Origin of the sequence: Streptomyces viridosporus T7A, assembly GCF_008704515.1 — a bacterium.
GTDB classification, from domain to species: domain Bacteria; phylum Actinomycetota; class Actinomycetes; order Streptomycetales; family Streptomycetaceae; genus Streptomyces; species Streptomyces viridosporus.
Genome location: NZ_CP023700.1, coordinates 5,181,392 through 5,206,387, shown reverse-complemented (window position 1 = coordinate 5,206,387; position 24,996 = coordinate 5,181,392). Strand labels below are relative to the sequence as shown.

Genomic DNA, 24,996 nt, shown 5'->3' with positions numbered 1-24,996 from the left:
GCGGCCGGGGGACGCCGATACGCTGATCGCATGACAGATCAGCCGCGTCGCCGACTCGTGCTCGCCTCCCAGTCCCCCGCCCGGCTCGGACTGCTCCGCCAGGCCGGACTGGACCCCGAGGTGATCGTCAGCGGGGTCGACGAGGACGCCGTCACCGCCCCCACCCCCGCCGAACTGGCGCTCGCCCTGGCCGAGGCCAAGGCGTCCGTCGTCGCCGCGAAGCCCGAGGTCAAGGGCGCGCTGGTGATCGGCTGCGACTCCGTCCTGGAACTGGACGGCCAGGCCCTCGGCAAGCCCTCGGACGCCGAGGAGGCCACCGCCCGCTGGAAGGCCATGCGGGGCCGCGCGGGCACGCTCCAGACCGGCCACTGCGTCTACGACACCCTCGGCGGCCGTTACGTCTCCGCCACCGCCTCCACCGTCGTGCGCTTCGGCGATCCCACCGACGAGGAGATCGCCGCCTACGTGGCCTCCGGCGAACCCCTCCACGTCGCCGGGGCGTTCACCCTGGACGGCCGTTCGGGCCCGTTCATCGACGGCATCGACGGCGACCACGGCAACGTCATCGGCATCAGCCTGCCCCTGGTGCGCCGCCTGCTGGCCGAGCTGGGCGTGAGCATCACGGAGCTGTGGGCGCCGTCGGAGGCGTGACCGGGGAGCCGCCGCCGGGACCGTCCGCGGGACCGGCGTCCGCGGGACCGGCGGGCTCCCCCGGGCGGCCGTCGTACGTCATCAGCAGCAGCACGACGAGGCCCAGCACCACCACCATGGCCAGGAACGCGGTCGGGCCGACCAGCCCCCACGCGAACGCGCCCAGCAGGGCGTGCACCACCGCGGCGCTGATCAGCAGCACCCGGCCGAAGCCGGCCGGCGCCCGGTCGCGCAGGGCGACCAGCAGGGCCACCAGGCCGCACAGCGCGAAGTAGAGCCCGAAGACGATTCCGCCGATCTTCGAGGACACCGCCATCAGGTGCGGATCGAGACCGGCCAGCGACATCTCCTGCCGGTCGACGAGGATGCCCAGGATCCAGTTCAGCGCCGCCACACCGAGCGCCTCGGCGAACAGCACGAGCGCCAGGACCCACGCCAACGGCCTGCGCACCACCGGCCCCACCCACTTTCGAACACGACTGCTGTTACCCCGGGTACGCCCGAGCCGACGCGAAGGCTACTCACCGGTAAACCTGGGGGCAAGGGTCCGGTGGGGGGCAAAGAATCATTGGGCCATTCGTAGGGATTCCACAAAGAAACAGAGTGGGGCGCGGCACGCTCTCACAGAGACCTTGACCACACGGGACGGCTAGGGTTTTCCGGAGGAGTCCTGCACCTCGCGGCGCGACAAGGGATTTCGCGGCTCGAGCGATCCTCGCATCACGCTCCGTGTGGGCAAGCTCACCATTGGGGACGGGTCGTAGTGCCGTGTCGGCAGTCCCTAAACTCGGCTTGTTTCAAGGAGGGAGCCTCAATCGTGCGCAAGGTGCTCATCGCCAATCGTGGCGAAATCGCTGTCCGGGTGGCCCGGGCCTGCCGGGACGCCGGGATCGCGAGCGTGGCGGTCTACGCCGATCCGGACCGCAACGCCCTGCACGTCCGCGCCGCGGACGAGGCGTTCGCCCTGGGCGGTGACACCCCGGCCACCAGCTACCTGGACATGGACAAGGTGCTGACGGCGGCGCGGGAGTCGGGCGCGGACGCCGTCCACCCCGGCTACGGCTTCCTCTCGGAGAACGCCGCGTTCGCCCAGGCGGTGCTGGACGCCGGGCTGATCTGGATCGGCCCGCCGCCGGCCGCCATCCGCGACCTGGGCGACAAGGTCGCCGCCCGGCACATCGCCCAGCGCGCCGGCGCCCCGCTGGTGGCCGGCACCCCCGACCCGGTCTCCGGCGCCGAGGAGGTGCTGGCCTTCGCCGAGCAGCACGGGCTGCCGATCGCCATCAAGGCCGCCTTCGGCGGCGGCGGCCGCGGCCTGAAGGTGGCCCGCACCCGGGAGGAGATCCCCGAGCTGTACGACTCCGCGGTCCGCGAGGCGGTGGCCGCCTTCGGCCGCGGCGAGTGCTTCGTGGAGCGCTACCTGGACCGGCCCCGGCACGTGGAGACCCAGTGCCTGGCCGACACCCACGGCAACGTGGTGGTCGTCTCCACCCGGGACTGCTCGCTGCAGCGCCGCCACCAGAAACTGGTCGAGGAGGCCCCCGCCCCGTTCTTGACCGAGGCGCAGACCGCCGAGCTGTACCGCGCCTCCAAGGCCATCCTGCGGGAGGCCGGCTACGTCGGCGCCGGCACCGTGGAGTTCCTGGTCGGCGCCGACGGCACCGTCTCCTTCCTGGAGGTCAACACCCGCCTGCAGGTCGAGCACCCGGTCACCGAGGAGGTCGCCGGCCTGGACCTGGTGCGCGAGATGTTCCGCATCGCCGACGGCGAGCCGCTGGGCTACGACGACCCGGTGCTGCGCGGCCACTCGCTGGAGTTCCGCATCAACGGCGAGGACCCCGGCCGCGGCTTCCTGCCCGCCCCCGGCACCGTCACCGCCTTCGACCCGCCCGCCGGGCCCGGGGTGCGGCTGGACGCCGGGGTGGAGGCGGGCAGCGTGATCGGCCCGGCCTGGGACTCGCTGCTGGCCAAGCTGATCGTCACCGGCCGCACCCGCGCCGAGGCGCTGCAGCGCGCCGCCCGGGCGCTGGCGGAGTTCCGCATCGAGGGCATGGCCACCGCCCTGCCCTTCCACCGCAGGGTGGTCGCCGACCCCGCCTTCGCCCCCGAGCTGCACGGCGCGGCCGGGCCGTTCACGGTGCACACCCGGTGGATCGAGACCGAGTTCGTCAACGACCTGGAGCCCTTCGTCCCGGCCGGCGGCGCCGCGGAGGCGGAGGAGGAGGCGGACCGCGAGACGGTGGTGGTCGAGGTCGGCGGCAAGCGCCTGGAGGTCTCCCTGCCCGCCTCGCTGGGCATGTCCCTGGCCCGCACCGGCCTGGCCGCCGGCGCCAAGCCCAAGCGCCGCGCGGCGAAGCGGTCCGGGCCGGCCGCCTCCGGCGACACCCTGGCCTCCCCGATGCAGGGCACCATCGTCAAGGTCGCCGTGGAGGAGGGCCAGGAGGTGCGGGAGGGCGACCTGATCGTGGTGCTGGAGGCGATGAAGATGGAGCAGCCCCTCAACGCCCACCGGTCCGGCACCGTCAAGGGGCTGACCGCCGAGGTCGGCGCGTCGGTCACGTCCGGCGCCGCCATCTGCGAGATCAAGGACTGACCCGCACCACGCGACAGGACGCCCGGCGGACCGACCGAGGACCCGCCGGGCGCCTCTCGTGCGCGGGCCCGTCGGACCTCCGTACGATCCGGTGGCGGGGGCGACGCCGTGCCCTCACCGCCTGCGCAGATCCGCCACCCGGGCCCGCTCGGCAGCCGTCGGCTGTTCGGCTCCCAGGCCCACGGCCGGACGGAGACCCGGGCCCTGGCGGCGGGGCCCGGGGAGGGGCACGTCACGGCGCTTCCGGCCCGTCGGAGTGCCGTCACCCCCCGAGCCCGCCGGTCCCCCCGGCGCCCCGGCGACGGCGATCTGCACGCCCTGGTCGGCGAGCGCCTGGAGCTCGGTGGCCGCGCGGTCGTCGTGGGCGGGCGGCTCGTCCGTCACGAGGCGGGTGATGAGGTCCGTGGGCACGGTCTGGAACATGGTGTCCGTGCCGAGCTTGGTGTGGTCGGCGAGGACCACCACCTCCGACGCCGCCTGCACCAGCGCCCGGTCGACCGACGCCGACAGCATGTTGGACGTGGAGAGCCCCCGCTCGGCGGTCAGACCGCTCCCGGACAGGAAGGCCCGGGACACCCGCAGCCCCTGGAGGGACTGCTCCGCACCGCTGCCGACGAGGGCGTAGTTCGAGCCGCGGAGCGTGCCTCCGGTCATCACGACTTCCACCCGGTTGGCGTGGGCCAGGGCCTGGGCGACCAGCAGGGAGTTGGTGACGACGGTCAGCCCGGGCACCCGGGCCAGCCGGCGCGCCAGCTCCTGCGTGGTGGTGCCCGCGCCGACCACGATGGCCTCGCCCTCCTCCACGAAGTTCGCGGCGAGGTCGGCGATGACGGTCTTCTCCGCGGTCGCGAGATGTGACTTCTGCGGAAAACCGGACTCTCGCGTGAACCCGCCCGGCAGTACCGCACCGCCGTGCCGGCGGTCGAGGAGTCCTTCTGCCTCCAGCGCGCGCACGTCCCGCCGTACGGTCACTTCGGAGGTCTGGACGACGCGGGCGAGTTCACGGAGCGACACGGCCCCGTTCGCTCGCACCATTTCGAGGATCAATTGGCGACGTTCTGCAGCGAACACGAAACTGACAGTAACGCCGACGACCGTCTGCTTTCAGCAGTTTGCGCTGAATAGCAGAAGTTGTTCGCACGGAACCACGCCAAGTGGTATAGAGCCTGGTCCCGTCGCCCGTGCCGGCCACGCGGCCGGCACCTCGCGACGAGCGGTGGGGGCCGTTTCCGGCCGGTCAGGCCTCGCTGCCCGTCTTCCGGGTGTGCAACTGGCGTGCCACTTCGGCGATCGAGCCCGACAGGGAGGGGTAGACCGTGAAGGCGTTCGCGATCTGTTCCACCGTCAGATTGTTGTCGACCGCGATCGAGATGGGGTGGATGAGTTCCGAGGCGCGCGGTGCGACGACGACGCCGCCCACCACGATGCCGGTGCCCGGCCGGCAGAAGATCTTGACGAAGCCGTCGCGGATGCCCTGCATCTTCGCGCGGGGGTTGCGCAGCAGCGGCAGCTTCACGGCCCGGGCGTCGATCTTGCCGGCGTCCACGTCGGCCTGGGTGTACCCGACGGTGGCGATCTCGGGGTCGGTGAAGACGTTCGACGAGACGGTCTTCAGGTTCAGCGGGGCGACCGCGTCGCCGAGGAAGTGGTACACGGCGATGCGCCCCTGCATGGCGGCCACCGAGGCCAGCGCGAACACACCGGTCACGTCACCGGCGGCGTACACGCCCGGGGCCGTGGTCCGGGACACCTTGTCGGTCCAGATGTGCCCGGAGTCCCGCAGCCGGACCCCGGCCTCCTCCAGGCCCATGCCCTCGGTGTTGGGGATGGCGCCGACCGCCATCAGACAGTGCGAGCCGGTGATCACCCGCCCGTCGGCGAGGGTCACCTCCACCCGGTCCCCGACCCGCTTCGCGGACTGCGCGCGCGAACGCGCCATGACGTTCATGCCGCGCCGGCGGAAGACGTCCTCCAGCACCGCGGCGGCGTCCGGGTCCTCGCCCGGCAGCACCCGGTCGCGCGACGACACGAGCGTCACCTTGGAACCGAGCGCCTGGTAGGCGCCGGCGAACTCGGCGCCCGTGACACCGGAGCCGACCACGATGAGTTCCTCGGGGAGCTCGTTCAGGTCGTACACCTGGGTCCAGTTCAGGATCCGTTCGCCGTCGGGCCGGGCGTCGGGCAGCTCCCGCGGGTGTCCGCCGGTGGCGATGAGCACCGCGTCGGCGACCAGCGTCTCCTCGGTCCCGTCGGCGGCGCGCACCACGACCTTGCGCGACCCGTCGAGCGCCTGCATGCCCTCCAGGCGCCCGCGCCCGCGCAGCACGCGCGCGCCGGCCCGGGTCACGGACGCGGTGATGTCGTGCGACTGGGCCAGGGCGAGCCGCTTCACCCGCCGGTTGACCTTGCCCAGGTCCACGCCCACCACCCGGGCGGCCTGCTCCATGGGCGGGGTGTCGTCGGCGACGATGATGCCCAGCTCCTCGTAGGAGGAGTCGAAGGTGGTCATCACCTCGGCCGTGGCGATCAGGGTCTTCGACGGCACGCAGTCGGTCAGCACCGACGCCCCGCCCAGGCCGTCGCAGTCGACGACGGTCACCTCCGCGCCGAGCTGCGCGGCGACCAGCGCCGCTTCGTATCCGCCGGGTCCGCCACCGATGATCACGATCCGAGTCACGTACTCCATTGTCCCGCACACCTCACCGTGCGACCGTCCGGGGGCCCACCCGTGGCGCCGCCGTCACCGGCGTGACCCCCGTCCCGGCTGCCGTACCCTTCCCCCATGTCGCTCTACGCCGCGTACGCCGGCAACCTCGACGCGCGGCTGATGTCCCGCCGTGCTCCGCACTCGCCGCTGCGTGCCACCGGCTGGCTGAACGGGTGGCGGCTGACGTTCGGGGGCGAGGGCTGGGAGGGGGCGCTGGCGACCCTCGTCGAGGACCCGCTGGCCCAGGTCTTCGTCGCGCTGTACGACATCGCCCCCATGGACGAGGAGTCCCTGGACCGCTGGGAGGGCGCCGGGCTGGACATCTACCGCCGCATCCGGGTCCGCGCGCACACCCTGGACGGCGAGGAGCCGGCCTGGACCTACGTCCTCAACGCCTACGAGGGGGGCCTGCCCTCGGCCCGCTACCTGGGCGAGATCGCCGACGCGGCGGAGTCCGCGGGCGCGCCGCACGACTACGTCATGGAGCTGCGCAAGCGCCCCTGCTGAGCGCGCCGGCGGCTCCCCCGTCGGAAACGACAAGACAACGATCGCCACCCCGCGAGCCCCAGCATCTACGCGCGTAGGCGCAGACCGGCTACCCTCGTCGACGTGAACGCTTCTCTTCTTCCGGACGACATCCAGGGCGACCCCTACGCCGCAGCCGACGCCGCCGCCGCGCGCCTGCGCGAACTCACCGGCGCCGAGACCCACGACGTCGCCCTCGTGATGGGCTCCGGCTGGGCACCGGCCGTGGACGCGCTCGGCACCCCCGAGGCCGAGTTCCCGGTCACCGAACTGCCCGGCTTCCCGCCGCCGGCGGTCGAGGGCCACGGAGGCAAGATCCGCTCGTACCGCATCGGTGCCAAGCGCGCCCTGGTCTTCCTGGGCCGCACCCATTACTACGAGGGCCGCGGAGTCGCCGCCGTCGCCCACGGCGTCCGCACCGCCGTGGCCGCCGGCGCCAAGACCGTCGTCCTGACCAACGGCTGCGGCGGCCTGCGCGCGGGCATGCGCCCCGGCCAGCCGGTCCTGATCAGCGACCACATCAACCTGACGGCCACCTCCCCCATCGTCGGCGCCAACTTCGTCGACCTCACGGACCTCTACTCCCCCCGCCTGCGCGCCCTCTGCAAGGAGGTCGACCCCACCCTGGAGGAGGGCGTCTACGCCCAGTTCCCCGGGCCGCACTACGAGACCCCGGCCGAGATCCGCATGGCCCGTGTGATCGGCGCGGACCTGGTCGGCATGTCCACGGTCCTGGAGGCCATCGCCGCCCGTGAGGCGGGCGCCGAGGTCCTGGGCATCTCCCTGGTCACCAACCTGGCCGCCGGCATGACGGGCGAACCCCTCAACCACGAGGAGGTCCTCCAGGCGGGCCGCGACTCCGCCACCCGCATGGGCTCCCTGCTGGCCCAGGTGCTGGGCCGCCTGTAGGACGCCACGGCGTCCGCGGGCAGCCGCGTACGGCGAGGGCCGCGTACGGCGAGGGCCTGGGCGGGCCGTCCGCCCGCGGCGGCCGGCGCGTCGACGCGGGCCCCTCGGTGGGCCACCGGTTCCGCGCCGGACCGGGGACGGACCCCCGGCGCCGCCCCGGTCCCGACGCACCGCGGGCGCCGCACCGGCCCCCACCGGACCGAGAGCCGCGCCGCGGGCGTCGAGACGCGCATCCCCGCGCGCCCGCGGGGCACCCGCCCGGCCCGCCGCGGGCGCCCGCACCCGAACCCGTGCTCCCACCCACCCGCAACGAGAGGCTGACCGAACGTGCAAGACGACCTCATCGCACGCGCCGAGGCGTGGCTGGCCGAGGACCCCGACACGGACACCCGCGAGGAACTCGCCCGCCTCCTCGCCGCCGAGGACCACGCCGAGCTCGCCGCGCGCTTCGGCGGCACCCTCCAGTTCGGCACCGCCGGCCTCCGCGGCGAACTCGGCGCCGGCCCGATGCGCATGAACCGCTCCGTCGTCATCCGCGCCGCCGCCGGCCTCGCCGCGTACCTGAAGAAGCAGGGCCCCGCCGGGTCCGACGGAACGGCCGGCCTCGTCGTCATCGGCTACGACGCCCGCCACAAGTCGGCCGACTTCGCCCGCGACACCGCCGCCGTCATGACCGGCGCCGGCCTCAGGGCGGCCGTCCTGCCCCGCCCCCTCCCCACCCCCGTCCTCGCCTTCGCCATCAGGCACCTCGGCGCGGTCGCCGGCGTGGAGGTCACCGCCAGCCACAACCCGCCCCGCGACAACGGCTACAAGGTGTACCTGGGCGACGGCTCCCAGATCGTCCCCCCGGCCGACGCGGAGATCGCCGCGGAGATCGCCGCCGTCCCCTCCCTCGCCGCGGTCCCCCGCCCCGCGGAGGGCTGGGAGATCCTCGACGACGCCGTCCTGGACGCCTACCTCGCCCGCACGGACGCCGTCCTGGCCGGGGACTCCCCGCGCACCGCCCGCACGGTCTACACCGCGATGCACGGCGTCGGCCGGGACGTCCTCCTCGCCGCCTTCGCCCGTGCCGGCTTCCCCGCCCCCGACCTGGTCGCCGAGCAGGCCGACCCCGACCCGGAGTTCCCGACCGTCGCGTTCCCCAACCCGGAGGAGCCCGGCGCGATGGACCTCGCCTTCGCGAAGGCCCGGGAGACCGGGCCCGACCTGGTCATCGCCAACGACCCGGACGCCGACCGCTGCGCCGCGGCCGTCCGGGACGGGGACGACTGGCGCATGCTGCGCGGCGACGAGGTCGGCGCCCTGCTCGCCGCCCACCTGGTCCGCCGCGGCGCGACCGGCACGTTCGCCGAGTCGATCGTGTCGTCCTCGCTCCTCGGCCGGATCGCCGAGCGGGCCGGCCTCCCCCACGAGGAGACCCTGACCGGCTTCAAGTGGATCGCCCGGGTCGAGGGCCTGCGCTACGGCTACGAGGAGGCGCTCGGCTACTGCGTCGACCCGGAGGGCGTCCGCGACAAGGACGGCATCACGGCGGCGCTGCTCCTCACGGAGCTGGCCTCCGTGCTGAAGGCCGAGGGCCGCACCCTCCTGGACCTCCTCGACGACCTCGCCGTGGAGCACGGCCTGCACGCCACCGACCAGCTCTCGGTCCGCGTCCAGGACCTCTCCCTCATCGCGGCCGCGATGCGCCGCCTGCGCGAGCAGCCCCCGACCGTGCTGGCGGGGCTGCGGGTCACCGACGCCGAGGACCTGACCCGGGGCACGGACCGGCTCCCGCCCACCGACGGCCTGCGCTACACCCTGGACGGCGCCCGGGTGATCGTCCGCCCCAGCGGCACGGAACCGAAGCTGAAGTGCTACCTGGAGGTGGTGGTCCCGGTTCCCGCGCGGGCCGACCTCCCCGCGGCCCGCGCGACGGCGGCGGAACTGCTGACCGCGCTCAAGCGGGACCTGGCGCGCGCGGCCGGCATCTGAGGGCCCCGGCGGGGCCCGTGGTCCGCAACGCCCCGCCGGGCACCGCGGACCACGGGCCCCGGCCGGACCCGCCGCGCGCTCAGCCCACGGCGAGCAGGACCGCCAGCAGCACGGCACCCGCGACCGCCGGCCCGGCGATCTCGTAGGCCCACCGCACGGTCACCTCGCCCTGGGCCGCCGGCTCCTCCTGGCGGATCTCGTGCGTCCTGCGCAGCTCGTCCATGATCTGGTCGCCCTCCGCCCGCCTCGGCGCCTCGGTGACGCCCCCGGGGCCGGCACCGGGGGCGCGCCCCTCGCCCCGGCCGGCGGCGCGGGCGGCCCGCGCGTCCAGCCGGTCCTGGGCCCGCGACGCCCTCTTGCGGGCGCGCAGCGAGACGGGGATGGCCCACAGCTGGTACTTGGTGCCGGAGTCGTCGACGACCTCGTTGGTGAAACCGGAGCGCAGGGAGGCGACCTGCCCCCAGGGCAGCACGACGACGCGGAAGGGGTTGCGGACGCGCAGCCGGTCGTCGTTGGCGAAGACGGCGGGGCGCAGGGTGTAGGCGACGACCAGGGGCACGAGGAAGAGCATCACGGCGAGGGCCAGCCACGGCGTGCGGCCCTCCCCGGCGACCAGCGCGTCGATGCCGAGCCACCCGATGAGGGCGAGCAGCAGCACACCGCCGGCGAGGGCCGCGGGCGAGCGGTAGATCCGGTCCTTGTACTGGGGCGCCGCAGACGCCGGGGACTGCGGGGCCTTCGAGGTCTTCGTGGGTTTCGAAGGCTCCGGCGCAGGCGACGGGGGCTCAGGGGTCGTCATGCCCCCGATTCTGCACGACGGCCCCGGAAGCACTCGTACGCGGTGGAGCCCGGCCGGCGCCGCGGGCGGCCGTACGCGACGGAGCCGGGGGCCGTGCGGGACGGTTCCGGGGGCTGTACAGCCGCTACGCGCGTAGATATGCTCGGCTTGTGACCATGTCCACCACTGCTCCCCCCGCACACGCCCTGAGCGACGTCACCGCGTCCGACAGCACGCTGCGCCGCTTCCTCCACGGGCTGCCCGGCGTCGACGCGGTCGGCCTGGAGGCCCGGGCCGCCTCCCTCGGCACCCGCTCGATCAAGACGACCGCGAAGGCGTACGCCATCGACCTCGCCATCTCGATGGTCGACCTGACGACGCTGGAAGGCGCGGACACCCCGGGCAAGGTCCGGGCGCTCGGCGCGAAGGCGGTCCGCCCCGACCCGACCGACCGCACGACCCCCGCCACGGCCGCGGTCTGCGTCTATCCCGACATGGTGGCCACGGCCAAGGAGGCGGTCGCCGGTTCCGGCGTCAAGGTCGCCTCCGTCGCCACCGCCTTCCCGGCCGGCCGCGCCCCGCTCGCCGTCAAGCTGGCGGACGTCCGCGAGGCGGTCGCCGCCGGCGCGGACGAGATCGACATGGTCATCGACCGCGGGGCGTTCCTCGCCGGGAACTACCGGAAGGTGTACGACGAGATCGTCGCCGTGAAGGAGGCCTGCGGCGCGAGCGCGCGGCTGAAGGTCATCTTCGAGACGGGCGAGCTGTCGACGTACGACAACATCCGGCGGGCGAGCTGGCTCGGCATGCTGGCGGGCGCGGACTTCATCAAGACCTCGACCGGCAAGGTGGCGGTGAACGCCACGCCCGCGAACACGCTCCTGATGCTGGAGGCGGTCCGCGACTTCCGCGCCCAGACCGGCGTCCAGGTCGGCGTGAAGCCGGCCGGCGGCATCCGCACCAGCAAGGACGCGGTCAAGTTCCTCGTGCTGGTCAACGAGACCGCGGGCGAGGACTGGCTGGACAACCACTGGTTCCGCTTCGGCGCCTCCTCGCTGCTGAACGACCTGCTGATGCAGCGCCAGAAGCTGGCCACCGGCCGTTACTCCGGCCCCGACTACGTGACGGTGGACTGATCACCATGGCATCCGCATTCGAGTACGCCCCGGCGCCCGAGTCCCGCTCGGTCGTCGACATCGCGCCGTCCTACGGCCTGTTCATCGACGGCGAGTTCGCCGACGCGGCCGACGGCAAGGTCTTCAAGACCGTCAGCCCCGCCACCGAGGAGGTCCTCTCCGAGGTCGCCCGGGCCGGCGAGGCGGACGTGGACCGCGCGGTGCGGGCCGCCCGCAAGGCGTTCGGGAAGTGGTCCGCGCTGCCCGGCTCCGAGCGCGCCAAGTACCTGTTCCGGATCGCCCGGATCATCCAGGAGCGCAGCCGCGAGCTGGCCGTCCTGGAGACGCTGGACAACGGCAAGCCGATCAGGGAGACGCGCGACGCCGACCTGCCCCTGGTCGCCGCGCACTTCTTCTACCACGCGGGCTGGGCCGACAAGCTGGAGCACGCCGGGTTCGGCGCCGCCCCCCGGCCGCTCGGCGTCGCGGGTCAGGTCATCCCCTGGAACTTCCCGCTGCTGATGCTCGCCTGGAAGATCGCCCCGGCGCTCGCGACCGGCAACACGGTGGTGCTCAAGCCCGCCGAGACGACCCCGCTCTCCGCGCTCTTCTTCGCGGACGTCTGCCGCCAGGCCGGTCTCCCCAAGGGCGTCGTCAACATCCTTCCCGGCTACGGCGACGCCGGCGCCGCGCTGGTCGCGCACCCGGACGTGGACAAGGTCGCCTTCACCGGCTCCACGGCCGTCGGCAAGCAGATCGCCCGGACCGTCGCCGGCACGCGCAAGAAGCTCACCCTGGAACTGGGCGGCAAGGGCGCCAACATCGTCTTCGACGACGCCCCGATCGACCAGGCCGTCGAGGGCATCGTCAACGGCATCTTCTTCAACCAGGGCCAGGTCTGCTGCGCGGGCTCCCGCCTGCTGGTCCAGGAGTCGATCCAGGACGAGCTGCTGGACTCCCTCAAGCGCCGGCTCTCCACGCTGCGCCTGGGCGACCCGCTCGACAAGAACACCGACATCGGCGCGATCAACTCCGCGGAGCAGCTCTCCCGCATCACCTCGCTCGTCGAGCAGGGCGAGGCGGAGGGCGCCGAGCGCTGGTCCCCGGCCTGCGAACTCCCCGAGAGCGGCTACTGGTTCGCGCCGACCCTGTTCACGGGCGTCACCCAGGCGCACACCGTCGCCCGCGACGAGATCTTCGGCCCGGTGCTGTCGGTGCTCACCTTCCGCACCCCGGACGAGGCCGTCGCCAAGGCCAACAACACGCCGTACGGCCTGTCGGCGGGCGTCTGGACGGAGAAGGGCTCGCGGATCCTGGCCGTGGCGAACAAGCTCCGTGCGGGGGTCGTCTGGTCCAACACGTTCAACAAGTTCGACCCGACCTCGCCGTTCGGCGGCTACAAGGAGTCGGGCTTCGGCCGCGAGGGCGGCCGCCACGGCCTGGAGGCGTACCTCGATGTCTGACAAGTCCGAGAAGGTGGAAAAGGTCGAGAAGGCCGACAAGCCTGCGAAGACCGAGAAGGCCGAGAAGTTCGAGCGGCTCTCCGTCTTCAAGACCTACAAGCTGTACGTCGGCGGGAAGTTCCCGCGTTCCGAGAGCGGCCGGGTGTACGAGGTGACGGACTCGAAGGACGACTGGCTGGCCAACGCACCGCTCGCCTCCCGCAAGGACGCCCGGGACGCGGTGGTCGCCGCCCGCAAGGCGTTCGGCGCCTGGTCCGGGGCGACGGCGTACAACCGCGGCCAGATCCTCTACCGCATCGCGGAGATGCTGGAGGGCCGCCGCGACCAGTACGTCCGCGAGGTCGCCGACGCCGAGGGCCTGTCGAAGTCCAGGGCCGCCGCCCAGGTGGACGCGGCGATCGACCGCTGGGTCTGGTACGCGGGCTGGACCGACAAGATCGCCCAGGTGGTCGGCGGTTCGAACCCGGTCGCCGGACCGTACTTCAACCTCTCCTCGCCCGAGCCGACCGGCGTGGTCGCGGTCCTCGCCCCCCAGGAGTCGTCGTTCCTGGGCCTGGTCTCGGTGGTCGCCCCGGTGATCGCGACCGGCAACACGGCGGTCGTGGTCGCGAGCGAGAAGTCGCCGCTCCCGGCCCTCTCCCTCGGCGAGGTCCTGGCCACCTCCGACCTGCCCGGCGGCGTCGTCAACGTCCTGTCGGGCCGTACGGCGGAGATCGCCGCCCCGCTCGCCGCGCACCAGGACGTCAACGCGATCGACCTCGCGGGCGCCGACGAGGCGTTGGCGAAGGAGCTGGAGATCGCGGCCGCGGACAACCTCAAGCGCGTCCTGCGTCCACAGCCTGTGGACGACTGGTCGGCGACACCGGGCACGGACCGCCTGACGGCGTTCCTGGAGACCAAGACGGTCTGGCACCCGACGGGTTCGCTGGGCGCCTCGGGCTCCGCCTACTGACCGGCCCCGTACGGCCGGAGCGCCGCACCCCGCCCGGACGGCGGACGGGTGCGGCGCTCCGCCGTTTCCGTGCGGTCCTCCCTCACCCGGTCGGCCCGCCGACCGCCGGGCCGACCACCGGCACGCTGCCGACCGACGGCGCCTGGGCGACCGGACCGGTCACCGCGCGCGAGTCCACCGGCCGGAAGTCGGCGACCTGGGTGCCGACGCCGTTGTCGAGCGGGTCCACGCCCGTGCCGGCGAGCGGGTTGGGCTTCAGGTCCGCGACCGGGCCCGTGACATGAGCGGTCGAGCCGGTCGCGGACCGCAGGCCGGCCTGCGGGTCGAGTGCGCCGAGCGAGGAGCGGTCCGCGTCCACCGCGCCCGGGAGCGGCCCGGAATCCGCCGCTGCCGCCGTCGCCGCGCCCGCCCCGAGCGCCGCGCCCGCGGTCGCGAGGACGGCCAGGGTGCGTCGGACGGTCGACGCCCCGGGTGCGCTGTGTCGGCCCATCGCTCTACCACCTCTTGCCTTCACCGAGTCACTGAACGAACGCGCAGAGTAGCCGAGATGTGACGCGCGCTTCAAAGCCGGACCACGGGGTCGTACGCCGCCCGGTCGATGCCCCACACTGGTGTCCCGTGAGTTCCCAGTCGCCCATATCCGCGCGAGTCGTGCTGCTCTGCGGCCCCTCCGGCTCCGGCAAGTCCCTCCTCGCGGCCCGCTCCGGTCTTCCCGTGCTGCGCCTCGACGACTTCTACAAGGAGGGCGACGACCCGACGCTCCCGCTCGTCGCGGGCAGCTCCGACATCGACTGGGACCATCCCGGCTCCTGGGACGCGCTCGCCGCGCTCGCCGCGATCGACCGGCTGTGCCGCACGGGCCGCACCCCGGTCCCCCTCTACGACATCTCGCTCAGCGCCCGCACGGGCGAGGGGAGCGTCGACATCGGCACCGCCCCGCTGTTCATCGCGGAGGGCATCTTCGCCGCGGAGATCGTCACCCGCTGCCGTGAACTGGGCGTGCTGGCCGACGCGCTGTGCCTGAGCCGCGGCCCGGCGACGACGTTCCGCCGGCGCTTCCTGCGGGACCTGAAGGAGGGCCGCAAGTCGGTGCCGTTCCTGCTGCGCCGCGGCTGGCGGCTGATGCGGCAGGAGCGGTCGATCATCGCCCGTCAGACGGCACTGGGCGCGTACGCCTGCGACCGGGACGAGGCACTGGAGCGCCTGGCGGCCGCCGCGGTCGACGGACGCGCCGCGACGGGCACCACCGCGCCCGCTTAGCCCCGACCCGGCGGCGGTGCGCCCACGCGAAAGCGGGACCGGACGGGCCCCCCGGCCCTCCGGTCCCGCTTCTTCACGCCCCCCGCTGTCCCCCGTGGATCCCCCGTGATCCCCCCGAGGTCCCCCGTGTCCCCCGTGTCCCCCTTGTTGCTCCCCCTCGGGTCCCCGTTCGTGCGGTGACGCCCCCCGGCGCCCCCGCGGTTCCCCCGTGCTCCCCCGTCACCGGTTCCCCCGGGTCCCCCCGAACCTTCAGGCGACCAGTTCGCCGAAGGCGTCCTCCCGGTCACGGCCGAAGCTGAGGACCTCGTCCTCGCGCAGCCGGCGGAGCGACCGCCAGATGCTGGACTTCACCGTGCCGACGCTGATGCCGAGGATCTCCGCGATCTCCGGGTCCGTGCGGCCCTCGTAGTAGCGCAGGACCAGCATGGTGCGCTGGAGCTCGGGCAGCCGGGCCAGTGCCTGCCACAGGACCGTGCGCAGCTCGGTGCCGCGCATCGCGTCCGTGTCGCCGGCCGTCTCCGGCAGTTCCTCGGTCGGGTACTCGTTCAGCTTGCGGCGGCGCCACGCGCTGATGTGCAGGTTGGTCATGGTGCGGCGGAGGTACCCGCCGACCGCCGCCTTGTCGCTGATCCGGTCCCACGCCCGGTAGGTCGAGAACAGCGCGCTCTGCAGCAGGTCCTCGGCCTCGAAGCGGTCGCCGGTCAGGTGGTAGGCGGTGGCGTACAGGGAGGCGCGGCGCTCCTGGACGTAGGCGGTGAACTCCGCCTCCGACAGCGAACGGCGCTCCCCCGGGGCCTCCCCGTACGCGCTTCCCCCGTGCGTCTCCCCCTGGGACGCGTCAACCACCGACATGAAGCCGGCGTGCTGACGCCCGGTGCCGCGAGCGCACCCCCGCATGCTCGCGGCACCGGACCTCTCGGACCCCCGGTGCACGTCGTGCAGACGCGTGACCACTGCGCTGGTGCTGGTGCCGTGCAGCGTGTTCATCTCGCGCCCCCCGTCGTGGACTTCCGGTGACTTCCTTGCGGTCCTGCCTTGTGCCGAAAATCCTGCCCGGGGGACTTCATGGCCGTGTCCGCCGACTGTCACAGACGTGTCACAGAGGTCGTCCACGGCACGGGCACGGATCCTTCACGGGCGTCGGTGCACGTAGGCCCCGTATGCGGGCCCGAGGGGCATCTGCGTCCACGGGTCGAACCGGGAGGCCTCCATGGGCCAGAATGAGCCCGTGCCTTCCCTGTTGCTGATCGAGGACGACGACGCCATCCGTACGGCCCTGGAGCTCTCCCTGACGCGCCAGGGACACCGGGTGGCGACCGCTGCCAGCGGAGAGGACGGTCTGAAACTGCTGCGCGAGCAACGGCCGGATCTGATCGTGCTGGACGTGATGCTGCCCGGCATCGACGGGTTCGAGGTGTGCCGGCGCATCCGGCGCACGGACCAGCTGCCGATCATCCTGCTGACCGCGCGCAGCGACGACATCGACGTCGTGGTCGGGCTGGAGTCCGGCGCCGACGACTACGTCGTCAAACCGGTGCAGGGCCGGGTCCTCGACGCCCGGATCCGGGCCGTGCTGCGGCGCGGCGAGCGCGAGTCCAGTGACTCGGCGTCCTTCGGCAGCCTGGTCATCGACCGCGCGGCGATGACGGTGACGAAGAACGGCGAGGACCTCCAGCTGACGCCGACCGAGCTGCGGCTGCTGCTGGAGCTGAGCCGGCGGCCGGGCCAGGCGCTGTCCCGGCAGCAGTTGCTGCGGCTGGTGTGGGAGCACGACTACCTGGGCGACTCGCGCCTGGTGGACGCCTGTGTCCAGCGGCTGCGCGCCAAGGTCGAGGACGTGCCGTCGTCCCCGACGCTGATCCGTACCGTGCGCGGTGTCGGCTACCGGCTGGATCCGCCTCAGTGACACAGGAACACCGAAGCACGTCCCGCGGCTGGTCCGCGGCGCGCGGGGGAGTCTGGTCGCGGCTGCGGTTCACCAGCCTGCGCCTGCGGCTGGTCGTCGTCTTCGCACTGGTGGCGCTCACCGCCGCGGTGTCCGCGTCCGGGATCGCGTACTGGCTCAACCGCGAGGCCGTGCTCACCCGCGCCCAGGACGCGGTGCTGCGCGGCTTCGAGCAGGAGATGCAGAACCGGGCGGGCGCGCTGCCCGAGCACCCGACGCAGGACGAACTGCAGCACACCGCGGGTCAGATGGCGAACAGCAGCCAGCGCTTCACCGTGCTGCTCGTCGCCGAGAACCCCGAGGGCCGGACCGTGTACGGCAGCTCCGGCGGGCTGAACGGCTTCTCGCTGCGGGACGTCCCGGTGTCGCTGCGCGAGGCGGTCACCGAGCAGCAGAAGATCACCGCGGGCAACAAGTACCCGTACCGCCTGTACTGGCAGCGGATCGTCGACGGCGACACCCCGTACCTGGTGGCGGGGACGCGGCTGATCGGCGGCGGGCCGACCGGCTACATGCTGAAGTCGCTGGAGCCGGAGGCCAAGGACCTCAACTCGCTGGCCTGGTCGCTGGGGATCGCCACCGGCCTCGCGCTGATCGGCTCCGCGCTGCTCGCCCAGGCCCTGGCCACGACCGTGCTGAAGCCGGTGCAGCGGCTCGGGACGGCCGCCCGGCGGCTCGGCGAGGGCAAGCTGGACACCCGGCTCAGGGTGTCGGGGACGGACGAACTGGCCGATCTGTCGCGGACGTTCAACAAGGCCGCGGAGGCGCTGGAGAAACGGGTGGCCGACATGGCCGAGCGGGACGAGGCGTCCCGCCGGTTCGTGGCGGACATGAGCCATGAGCTGCGCACTCCGCTCACCGCGATCACGGCCGTGACCGAAGTCCTGGAGGAGGAGCTGGAGTTCGAGGGCGGCGGCATCGACCCGATGATCGAGCCGGCCGTACGGCTCGTGATCAGCGAGACGCGGCGGCTGAACGACCTGGTCGAGAACCTGATGGAGGTCACCCGCTTCGACGCGGGCACCGCCCGCCTGGTCCTCGACGACGTCGACGTCGCCGACCAGATCACCGCCTGCATCGACGCGCGCGCCTGGCTGGACGCGGTCGAGCTGGACGCCGAGCGCGGCATCCACGCCCGGATCGACCCGCGCCGGCTGGACGTGATCCTGGCCAACCTCATCGGCAACGCGCTCAAGCACGGCGGCTCGCCGGTGCGGGTGTCGGTGCGGGAGTGCGCGAAGGGCGTGGACGGCGCGGAGGGCCACGAGGGCCCGGACGCGGTGGTCATCGAGGTGCGGGACCACGGGCCCGGCATCCCCGAGGAGGTCCTGCCGCACGTCTTCGACCGCTTCTACAAGGCCAGCGCGTCCCGGCCGCGTTCCGAGGGCAGCGGTCTGGGCCTGTCCATCGCGCTGGAGAACGCCCACATCCACGGCGGTGAGATCACCGCGGTCAACTCTCCCGAGGGCGGCGCGGTGTTCACCCTGCGCCTGCCCCGGGACGTGTCCGCGGAGACGGAACGGGACACGGAGGCGCAGGACGTGCGGGAGGACCGGGAGAACCCCTCCGGGAAGACCGGCGGAGCCCGGAGCGAGGGCGCCGAGGAGGGCGCCCGATGAACATACGACGGACCACCGCGCGACGGGCGGCCGTGCGCCGCCTGCCGGGGCTGTTCGCCGTCACGGCGCTCGGCGCCCTGCTCGCCGGGTGCGGGATACGGGCCACCGAGGTGCCGACCGACTTCGGTCCGGCGCCCTCGCGGATGGGTTGCTCGCCGGCCGGGCCGGACGCCTCGCAGCAGGGGGAGCGGGGCCTGCAGGTGCAGGTGTTCCTGCTGTGCCGCTCGTCGCTGGTGGCCGTCGACCGGACCGTGCGGGTGCCGGACGGGGCGGCCGACTCCAAACGGCGCGTGGTGGTGGCGCAGGGGCTGCTGGACGAGCTCTCGGCGCGGCCGTCGGCCGCCGAGAAGGCGACCGGCTACACGACGAGCGTGCCCGGCGGGACGACCGTGAGCGGTCCCCGGCCCGACGACCCCGAGGACACGCTGCGGCTGAGCACCGCGCCCGGCGGCCTCTCCTCCTCCGCGCTCGGGCAGATCGTGTGCACCTTCTCCGACTCGACGGCGGCCGAGGGCGACGGCTCGGTCGTCCTGGGCGGCCCCGACGAGGCCCCACCGCGCCGCTACAAGTGCACGGACGAGGTCCGGACCCGTCCGGGCAGCGCGGAGCCCCCGTCGGTGGGCGTCCCCTAGGGGGAGCCGCGCCGGTGTGCCGGACTGTGGCGCACGCCTCACCCGGCGGACGGGGGACGTCCCGGAACCGATCCCGCCGAACGCCGCGTCTAGGGGGGAGTGCAGCGTCAAGGCTCCGTCGGCGGCACCGCCGCGATCCGCATCCGTGTGGCGGGAGGTGCCCTCCTGGCCGCGTACCTCGCGTTCGTCGCCTGGTTCACGCTGCGCCCCCTGGACGTTCCCTGGGTGATGCCCACCAACCTGCGTCCCTTCGACGGCCTCCGGGCCGACTTCGCGCTGGGCTGGACGGTGGGGGTCCGCCGGGTCGGCGAGGGGCTGGCGCTGCTCGCGCCGCTGGGCGTACTGCTGCCGGTGGCCGGGGGCCGGCTGGCCGTGTCGCCGCTGGGTTCGCTGCTGCGCACCGCGGCCGCGACCGCCCTGCTGTCGCTGACCGTCGAGATGCTGCAGACCTCGGTGCCCGGTCAGGTGGTGGACGTCGACTCGCTGCTGCTGAACACCGCGGGCGCGGCGCTCGCGCACGCCGTCGTGGTGCCCGCGGGCCGCGCCCGGCTGCGCCGCCGGGCGGAGCGGCGGTCCCTCACGGCCGTGCGCGAGGAGGAACCGGCTCAGGGCCGCACCCCGACGATTCCCAGGGTCGGGATCGCCCCGTGGAGTGACGCTTTGCCCCCTTCGTCTCCGTAACGTGGAGGGCAGATGAGGCAGCCGACAGGGAGGCCTCGCACCGCCCACCGAGGAGACGCCATGAGCCGCCCCGTCCGCCCCATCGACAACCGCGTGATCGGCGGAGTGTGCGCCGCGCTGGCCCGGCGCTTCGGCACCTCCGCGACCACGGTGCGGGTGCTCTTCCTGGCGTCGTGCCTGCTCCCGGGCCCGCAGTTCCTGCTGTACCTCGCGCTGTGGATCCTGCTGCCCTCGGAGAGCAGGACACGCACCGCCTGGTAGGACCCGCACCCCCTCCCCCGAGGACGCCGATGGGGCGCCCCGGGTCCGGGGCGCCCCATCGGCGGTGTGCCTGGCCGGCCGGGTCAGCCGAGCGGGAGCCCGTTGAGGTTGAGGCCCTGCGTGGGCAGCTTTTCCAGCGGCAGACCGCCGAGCAGACCGCCGGCCGGCTCCCCGGAAGCCGGCCGCTGGGCGGCCGTCGCGCCGGAGAGCTTCTCCGTCGGGACGGCCCGGGTGGCGGTGTCCAGCGCCGAAGCGGTGTCCGGGACGGCCGGGGCCGCGTTGGCGGCGCCGGCGCCGGCCACGGCGAAGGCGGCACCGAGGGCGGCGACACCGAGGGTCTTGGCAGCAGACTGCTTCATGAAACGCTTCCTCGAAATGGGGTGAGGGGATGTGAGCGGTCCCGCGACCGTAAACACGCGGGACCTCCCACCGCAAACATGGAAATGCGGACGGAATGCGAACACCGCCCTCACCACCATCACCCGAAAACGCCCCCGGTCAGTCTCCCGATTCCACAGATCCGCTGGTGGAGGCAGTCTGCCGGAACAGCCATTCGGATTTCAGCTCGGCATATCCGGGCTTGATGACGTCATTGATCATGGCCAGTCGTTCATCGAAAGGAATGAAAGCTGATTTCATGGCATTGACGGAGAACCACTGCATGTCGTCGAGCGTGTAACCGAATGCGTCGACCAGGTGCTCGAATTCCCGGCTCATGCCGGTGTGGGACATGAGGCGGTTGTCGGTGTTCACCGTGACCCGGAAGTGCAGCCGGCGCAGCAGGCCGATGGGGTGCTCGGCGTAGGAGGCCGCCGCGCCGGTCTGGAGGTTGGAGCTGGGGCACAGCTCCAGCGGGATGCGCTTGTCCCGGACGTAGGAGGCGAGCCGGCCGAGTTCCACCGTTCCGTCGTCGCGGACGTGGATGTCGTCGATGATGCGCACCCCGTGCCCGAGCCGGTCGGCACCGCACCACTGCAGCGCCTGCCAGATGGACGGCAGCCCGAACGCCTCTCCGGCGTGGATGGTGAAGTGGTTGTTCTCGCGCTTGAGGTACTCGAAGGCGTCGAGGTGCCGGGTGGGCGGGTGACCGGCCTCGGCGCCCGCGATGTCGAAGCCGACGACGCCCGAGTCCCGGTAGCGGTTGGCGAGTTCGGCGATCTCCAGGGAGCGGGCGGCGTGCCGCATCGCGGTGAGCAGGGCGCCGACCCGGATGCGGTGGCCGTTCTCCCTCGCGCGCCGCTCCCCCTGCCGGAAGCCCTCGTTGACCGCCTCGACGACCTCTTCGAGGGTCAGCCCGCCCTCGAGGTGCTGCTCGGGGGCGTAGCGCACCTCGGCGTAGACGACACCGTCCTCGGCGAGGTCCTCGGCGCACTCGGCGGCGACCCGGACGAGGGCCTCGCGGGTCTGCATGACGCCGACGGTGTGCGAGAACGTCTCCAGGTACCGCTCCAGGGAACCGGAGTCGGCGGCCTGGTGGAACCAGAGGGCGAGCTTGTCGGGGTCGGACTCGGGCAGGCCGGTGTAGCCGGTCTCCCGGGCCAGGTCCACGACGGTGCCGGGGCGCAGTCCGCCGTCGAGGTGGTCGTGCAGCAGGACCTTGGGCGCCCGGCGGATCTGGTCCGTGGTCGGGGTGTTCGCGATGGTCTGGCTCGTCATCTCCGCACTCTAACTCCTACGCGCGTAGATCACCCGGTGCGCGCGTCCGTCGATACGCAACGGTGACCGCCCGAACGGGTGGCGTACACCGGTGTTTCTGACACTGTTCTGTCATGGCACAGCAAGCGACGCCGGTTCGCAGGGCCCGGCTGGGGAGGGCGCTCGGCCAGGAGCCGACGGCGGTGAGCGGCGTGGTGCTGCTGCTCCCCGGCGGTGACGAGGTCTCCAGCCGCCGCCCGTCCCCCGTGATGGCGACCGCGTCCGTCCGCGCCCTGGGGCGCCGCCTCACCCGCGCGGGCCGGGACGAGGGCCTCGCCACCCATGTCGTCCACTACCGCTACCGGGGCTGGAACGGCAGCGAGGCGCATCTGGCGCGCGACGCCGCCTGGGCCGCCGACGAGGTCGTACGGCGCTACGGGGACGTCCCCGTGTGCCTGGCCGGTCTCGGCATGGGCGGCCGGGCCGCGCTGCGCGCGGGCGGCCACGAGGCCGTCACCTCCGTGCTGGCGCTGGCCCCCTGGCTGCCCGAGGAGGACGTGGCGGCATCACCCGAACCGGTGAAACAGCTCGCCGGGCGGCGGGTGCTGATCGTGCACGGCACCCACGACGCCCGGACCGACCCGGAGTTGTCGTTCCGGCTGGCGGCGCGGGCGAAGAAGGCGAACCGGGACGTGTGCCGGTTCGAAGTGCACGCCGACGGCCACGGGTTGTCCCAGTACCGGGACGAAGTGCTGGCGCTGTCCGAGGACTTCGTGATGGGCTCGCTGTTCGGGCGGGCGTTCTCGCGGCCGGTGCAGGACGCCCTGGCGGCGCCCCCGCCGTTGGGGCTGCGGATGCCGCTGGCCGCGGGGTTCGGGAAGTCGCTGCGGCGGTAGGGGGCCGGTCAGTCCGGGAGCAGGTTGCCCCTCTTGGAGAGCAGGAACTTCTTGAAGGCCGCCACCGGCGGGGTGTCCGGGCGGCCCGCCAGCCAGGCCACGCCGATCTCCCGGACCGCCTTCGGCGCCGTGACGCTCAGTTCCACGACCCCGGGCCGGGGGACGGCCGGCGGCGGCAGGAGGGCGACGCCCAGGCCCGCGGCCACCAGACCGCGCAGGGTCTCGGCCTCCTCGCCCTCGAAGGCGATGCGGGGCCTGAACCCGGCCCGGGCGCAGAGGTCGTCGGTGATGCGACGCAGGCCGTAACCGGGTTCCAGGGTCACGAAGGTGTCGTCGGCGGCCTCCGCGAGGCGGATGCGGCGGCGGCCGGCGAGGCGGTGGTCGGCGGGGACGACCAGGCGCAGCTTCTGCTCGTCGAGGCGGCGGGCGACGAGGTCGGGGGCGTCCGGGACCGGGGAGGTCAGGCACAGGTCGAGTTCGCCCGCGCGCAGACGCTCCAGCATGGCCTCGCCGTAGTTCTGCACGAGGCTGAAGCGGATGCGCGGATGGTCGGCGCGGAAGGCGTGCAGCAGGCCCGGCACGGTCTCCGCGCCCATGGTGTGCAGGAACCCGAAGGCGACCTTGCCGGTGGCGGGGTCGGCGTCGGCGCGGACCTCCTCGGCGGCGCGCCCGATCTCGGCGAGGGCGCGCTCGACGGAGACGAGGAAGGTGTGGCCGGCCGGGGTGAGGGAGACGGTGCGGCCGTGGCGGGCGAACAGGTCGACGCCCAGGTCCTCTTCGAGGCGGACCAGGGCGCGGGAGAGGGTGGACTGCGGCACCTGCATCTCCCGGGCGGCGCGCGTGACGTGCTCGGTGCGGGCCACGCCGGCGAAGTGGGCGAGCCGCGGCGCCAGCAACATCACCATGTCTTGTGTGTCACCGGACGGTGACAGGTACTCCCCTGAACTCCGCTGATGCACCATGGGAACGATTATGCCGAATCCGTGCATTGGACGGATGAGCACGGGCGTCCGTAGCTTCGAGGCATGACTCCCGTCAGTACCGGGGCGCCCACCGGCGTGGGCGCCCTCGCATCCGCTCCCCCGTCCCCGACCGTCTCCCCGACCGGTTCCCGGCCCGTCCCCACGGGCGCCTCCCCGGACGCCTCCGCCTGCGCGGGCGGCTCCGAGGGCGTTCCCGAGACCCGGATGTCCCCGGGTGGCCCCGGCTACCGCCGGATGAGTCTCGCCCTGTTCCTCGCGGGCGTCGCGACCTTCGCGCTGCTGTACTCCACCCAGGCCCTGCTGCCGCTGATCTCCGGGGACCTCGCCGTGAGCGCGGGCGACGCGAGCTGGACGGTGGCGGCGGCCACCGGCGGCCTGGCGCTGTTCGTGCTGCCGATGAGCGCGCTGTCGGAGCGCTACGGACGGCGTACGGTCATGACGGCCTCCCTGGCCGTCGCGGTGACCCTCGGGCTGCTGGTCCCCTTCGCGCCGTCGCTGGGCGTCCTGGTGGCGCTGCGGGCGCTGCAGGGCGCGGCCCTGGCCGGGCTGCCCGCGTCGGCGACGGCGTACCTCGCGGAGGAGGTCACGCCCAAGGCGCTGGTGACCGCGATCGGGCTGTTCGTGGCGGGCAACAGCGTCGGCGGGATGAGCGGCCGGGTCATCACCGGCTGGGTGGCGCAGGAGTGGGGCTGGCGGGTCGCCGTCGGCGTGATCGGCGCGGTGGCGGTGGCGTGCGCGGTGGCCTTCCGGCTGCTGCTGCCGGCGCCGCGGCACTTCCGGCCGGGCTCGCTGCGCCCGCGCGTGCTGGTCCGCACGGTCCGCGGCCACCTCGGCAACCCGCTGCTGCGGCGCCTGTACGCGATCGGCGCGCTGTTCATGACGGTGTTCGGCGGTGTCTACACGGTCATCGGCTACCGCCTGACCGAGGCCCCGTTCTCGCTCCCCCAGGGCGTCGTCGGTTCGATCTTCCTGGTCTACCTGGTGGGCACGGTCTCGGCGTCGGCGGCGGGGCGGCTGGTGGGCCGCCTGGGCCGCCGGGGCGCGCTGTACGCGGCGGGCGGGACCACCGCGGCCGGCCTGCTGCTCTCCCTCGCCGGCTCCCTGCCCCTGGTCCTGCTGGGGCTGGTGCTGATCACGGCGGGCTTCTTCGCGGGGCACGCGGTGGCGTCCTCGGCGGTCGGCAGGACGGCCACCGAGGGACGCGCCCAGGCCTCCGCCCTGTACCAGTCCGCCTACTACGTCGGCTCCAGCGCGGGCAGCACGGTCGGCGCGCTCGCCTTCCACTCGAGCGGCTGGGCCGGGACGGTGGGCGTCGGCCTGGTGGCGGTGGCCGGGGTCGCCGGCATCACGCTGCTGGGCACGCGGGCGGCGCGGGCGGAACGCACGGAACGCCGTCCCGCGCTCGCGTGAGGCGTCG

25 protein-coding genes are annotated in these 24,996 nt (G+C 73.5%); 16 read left to right on the top strand and 9 right to left on the bottom strand.

Annotated elements, in window-relative coordinates; genetic code table 11:
* Window positions 1-30 precede the first annotated feature (30 nt).
* The gene (locus tag CP969_RS24235) at window positions 31-651 is read left to right on the top strand and encodes a Maf family protein (protein ID WP_004984093.1); all 621 of its coding nucleotides are present in this window, start codon (window positions 31-33) and stop codon (window positions 649-651) included.
* Here the strand turns inward: CP969_RS24235 and CP969_RS24230 are convergent.
* Window positions 620-1,090 carry a hypothetical protein gene (locus CP969_RS24230; RefSeq protein WP_016824865.1) on the bottom strand — a complete coding sequence of 157 codons (471 nt, stop codon included), beginning with the start codon at window positions 1,088-1,090 and terminating at the stop codon, window positions 620-622. The genes CP969_RS24235 and CP969_RS24230 overlap by 32 nt on opposite strands.
* A gap of 378 nt (window positions 1,091-1,468) precedes the next feature.
* On the opposite strand from CP969_RS24230, the gene CP969_RS24225 reads away from it, so the two are divergent.
* Window positions 1,469-3,244: an acetyl/propionyl/methylcrotonyl-CoA carboxylase subunit alpha gene (locus CP969_RS24225; RefSeq protein WP_150474959.1), complete on the top strand. Its 1,776-nt coding sequence runs from the start codon at window positions 1,469-1,471 to the stop codon at window positions 3,242-3,244.
* A gap of 114 nt (window positions 3,245-3,358) precedes the next feature.
* On the opposite strand, the gene CP969_RS24220 is transcribed toward CP969_RS24225, so the two are convergent.
* Both CP969_RS24220 and CP969_RS24215 read right to left on the bottom strand, forming a co-directional pair.
* Window positions 3,359-4,315, bottom strand: a complete 957-nt coding sequence (locus CP969_RS24220; protein ID WP_078495363.1) for a DeoR/GlpR family DNA-binding transcription regulator — start codon at window positions 4,313-4,315, stop codon at window positions 3,359-3,361.
* 166 nt (window positions 4,316-4,481) lie between these two features.
* Window positions 4,482-5,930 carry an NAD(P)H-quinone dehydrogenase gene (locus tag CP969_RS24215; RefSeq protein WP_016824866.1) on the bottom strand — a complete coding sequence of 483 codons (1,449 nt, stop codon included), beginning with the start codon at window positions 5,928-5,930 and terminating at the stop codon, window positions 4,482-4,484.
* Between the two features lie 96 nt (window positions 5,931-6,026).
* Here CP969_RS24215 and CP969_RS24210 point away from each other — a divergent pair, with 96 nt between their 5' ends.
* From CP969_RS24210 to CP969_RS24200, 3 genes are all read left to right on the top strand, one after another.
* Complete coding sequence (locus CP969_RS24210; RefSeq protein ID WP_004984099.1) at window positions 6,027-6,458, top strand: gamma-glutamylcyclotransferase family protein; 432 nt, start codon at window positions 6,027-6,029, stop codon at window positions 6,456-6,458.
* A gap of 102 nt (window positions 6,459-6,560) precedes the next feature.
* On the top strand, window positions 6,561-7,385 hold the full coding sequence (locus CP969_RS24205) for a purine-nucleoside phosphorylase (protein ID WP_004984100.1): 825 nt from the start codon (window positions 6,561-6,563) through the stop codon (window positions 7,383-7,385).
* Between the two features lie 327 nt (window positions 7,386-7,712).
* Complete coding sequence (locus CP969_RS24200; RefSeq protein WP_016824867.1) at window positions 7,713-9,359, top strand: phospho-sugar mutase; 1,647 nt, start codon at window positions 7,713-7,715, stop codon at window positions 9,357-9,359.
* A 79-nt stretch (window positions 9,360-9,438) separates the two neighbouring features.
* Here the strand turns inward: CP969_RS24200 and CP969_RS24195 are convergent, their stop codons facing one another.
* Complete coding sequence (locus CP969_RS24195) at window positions 9,439-10,158, bottom strand: PH domain-containing protein (RefSeq protein WP_026084925.1); 720 nt, start codon at window positions 10,156-10,158, stop codon at window positions 9,439-9,441.
* Between the two features lie 155 nt (window positions 10,159-10,313).
* On the opposite strand from CP969_RS24195, the gene deoC reads away from it, so the two are divergent.
* Genes deoC through CP969_RS24180 form a run of 3 tightly spaced genes read left to right on the top strand, consistent with a single transcriptional unit; the run spans window position 10,314 to window position 13,667 of the window.
* Window positions 10,314-11,273, top strand: a complete 960-nt coding sequence (gene deoC / locus CP969_RS24190; protein WP_039831511.1) for a deoxyribose-phosphate aldolase — start codon at window positions 10,314-10,316, stop codon at window positions 11,271-11,273.
* 5 nt (window positions 11,274-11,278) lie between these two features.
* On the top strand, window positions 11,279-12,715 hold the full coding sequence (locus CP969_RS24185) for an aldehyde dehydrogenase family protein (RefSeq protein WP_004984106.1): 1,437 nt from the start codon (window positions 11,279-11,281) through the stop codon (window positions 12,713-12,715).
* On the top strand, window positions 12,708-13,667 hold the full coding sequence (locus CP969_RS24180) for an aldehyde dehydrogenase family protein (protein ID WP_016824870.1): 960 nt from the start codon (window positions 12,708-12,710) through the stop codon (window positions 13,665-13,667). The genes CP969_RS24185 and CP969_RS24180 overlap by 8 nt, the downstream gene beginning before the upstream one ends.
* Window positions 13,668-13,749: 82 nt before the next feature.
* On the opposite strand, the gene CP969_RS24175 is transcribed toward CP969_RS24180, so the two are convergent.
* Window positions 13,750-14,157: a hypothetical protein gene (locus tag CP969_RS24175; RefSeq protein ID WP_016824871.1), complete on the bottom strand. Its 408-nt coding sequence runs from the start codon at window positions 14,155-14,157 to the stop codon at window positions 13,750-13,752.
* Window positions 14,158-14,216: 59 nt separating this feature from the next.
* Between CP969_RS24175 and CP969_RS24170 the strand changes: the two genes are divergently transcribed.
* Window positions 14,217-14,927 (top strand): uridine kinase family protein, encoded by a 711-nt coding sequence (locus CP969_RS24170; protein WP_004984108.1) that lies wholly within the window; start codon window positions 14,217-14,219, stop codon window positions 14,925-14,927.
* A gap of 249 nt (window positions 14,928-15,176) precedes the next feature.
* On the opposite strand, the gene CP969_RS24165 is transcribed toward CP969_RS24170, so the two are convergent.
* Window positions 15,177-15,914, bottom strand: a complete 738-nt coding sequence (locus CP969_RS24165; protein WP_016824873.1) for a SigE family RNA polymerase sigma factor — start codon at window positions 15,912-15,914, stop codon at window positions 15,177-15,179.
* Window positions 15,915-16,155: 241 nt separating this feature from the next.
* Here CP969_RS24165 and afsQ1 point away from each other — a divergent pair, with 241 nt between their 5' ends.
* The 5 genes from afsQ1 (at window position 16,156) to CP969_RS24140 (ending at window position 20,065) form a co-directional block, all read left to right on the top strand.
* Window positions 16,156-16,833, top strand: coding sequence for a two-component system response regulator AfsQ1 (gene afsQ1, locus CP969_RS24160; protein ID WP_004984110.1), 678 nt, complete (start codon window positions 16,156-16,158; stop codon window positions 16,831-16,833).
* The gene (locus tag CP969_RS24155; RefSeq protein WP_004984111.1) at window positions 16,830-18,491 is read left to right on the top strand and encodes a sensor histidine kinase; all 1,662 of its coding nucleotides are present in this window, start codon (window positions 16,830-16,832) and stop codon (window positions 18,489-18,491) included. The genes afsQ1 and CP969_RS24155 overlap by 4 nt, the downstream gene beginning before the upstream one ends.
* Window positions 18,488-19,123: a hypothetical protein gene (locus CP969_RS24150; protein WP_016824875.1), complete on the top strand. Its 636-nt coding sequence runs from the start codon at window positions 18,488-18,490 to the stop codon at window positions 19,121-19,123. Before CP969_RS24155 ends, CP969_RS24150 begins: the two co-directional genes overlap by 4 nt.
* A 99-nt stretch (window positions 19,124-19,222) precedes the next feature.
* Window positions 19,223-19,804: a VanZ family protein gene (locus tag CP969_RS24145; RefSeq protein WP_016824876.1), complete on the top strand. Its 582-nt coding sequence runs from the start codon at window positions 19,223-19,225 to the stop codon at window positions 19,802-19,804.
* A 60-nt stretch (window positions 19,805-19,864) separates the two neighbouring features.
* A complete protein-coding gene (locus CP969_RS24140) occupies window positions 19,865-20,065 on the top strand; it encodes a PspC domain-containing protein (RefSeq protein ID WP_004984114.1) in 201 nt (66 codons plus the stop codon).
* 83 nt (window positions 20,066-20,148) lie between these two features.
* On the opposite strand, the gene CP969_RS24135 is transcribed toward CP969_RS24140, so the two are convergent.
* Window positions 20,149-20,424, bottom strand: a complete 276-nt coding sequence (locus tag CP969_RS24135) for a hypothetical protein (protein ID WP_016824877.1) — start codon at window positions 20,422-20,424, stop codon at window positions 20,149-20,151.
* 139 nt (window positions 20,425-20,563) lie between these two features.
* Entirely contained in the window at window positions 20,564-21,721 is a 1,158-nt protein-coding gene (locus CP969_RS24130; RefSeq protein WP_016824878.1) for an adenosine deaminase, read from the bottom strand.
* Window positions 21,722-21,834: 113 nt separating this feature from the next.
* On the opposite strand from CP969_RS24130, the gene CP969_RS24125 reads away from it, so the two are divergent.
* Window positions 21,835-22,596, top strand: coding sequence for an alpha/beta hydrolase (locus CP969_RS24125; RefSeq protein WP_004984118.1), 762 nt, complete (start codon window positions 21,835-21,837; stop codon window positions 22,594-22,596).
* An 8-nt stretch (window positions 22,597-22,604) separates the two neighbouring features.
* Here CP969_RS24125 and CP969_RS24120 read toward each other — a convergent pair whose 3' ends face one another.
* Window positions 22,605-23,558 carry a LysR family transcriptional regulator gene (locus CP969_RS24120; protein WP_039830932.1) on the bottom strand — a complete coding sequence of 318 codons (954 nt, stop codon included), beginning with the start codon at window positions 23,556-23,558 and terminating at the stop codon, window positions 22,605-22,607.
* Between the two features lie 63 nt (window positions 23,559-23,621).
* Between CP969_RS24120 and CP969_RS24115 the strand changes: the two genes are divergently transcribed.
* Window positions 23,622-24,989 (top strand): MFS transporter, encoded by a 1,368-nt coding sequence (locus CP969_RS24115; protein WP_016824881.1) that lies wholly within the window; start codon window positions 23,622-23,624, stop codon window positions 24,987-24,989.
* Window positions 24,990-24,996 lie beyond the last annotated feature (7 nt).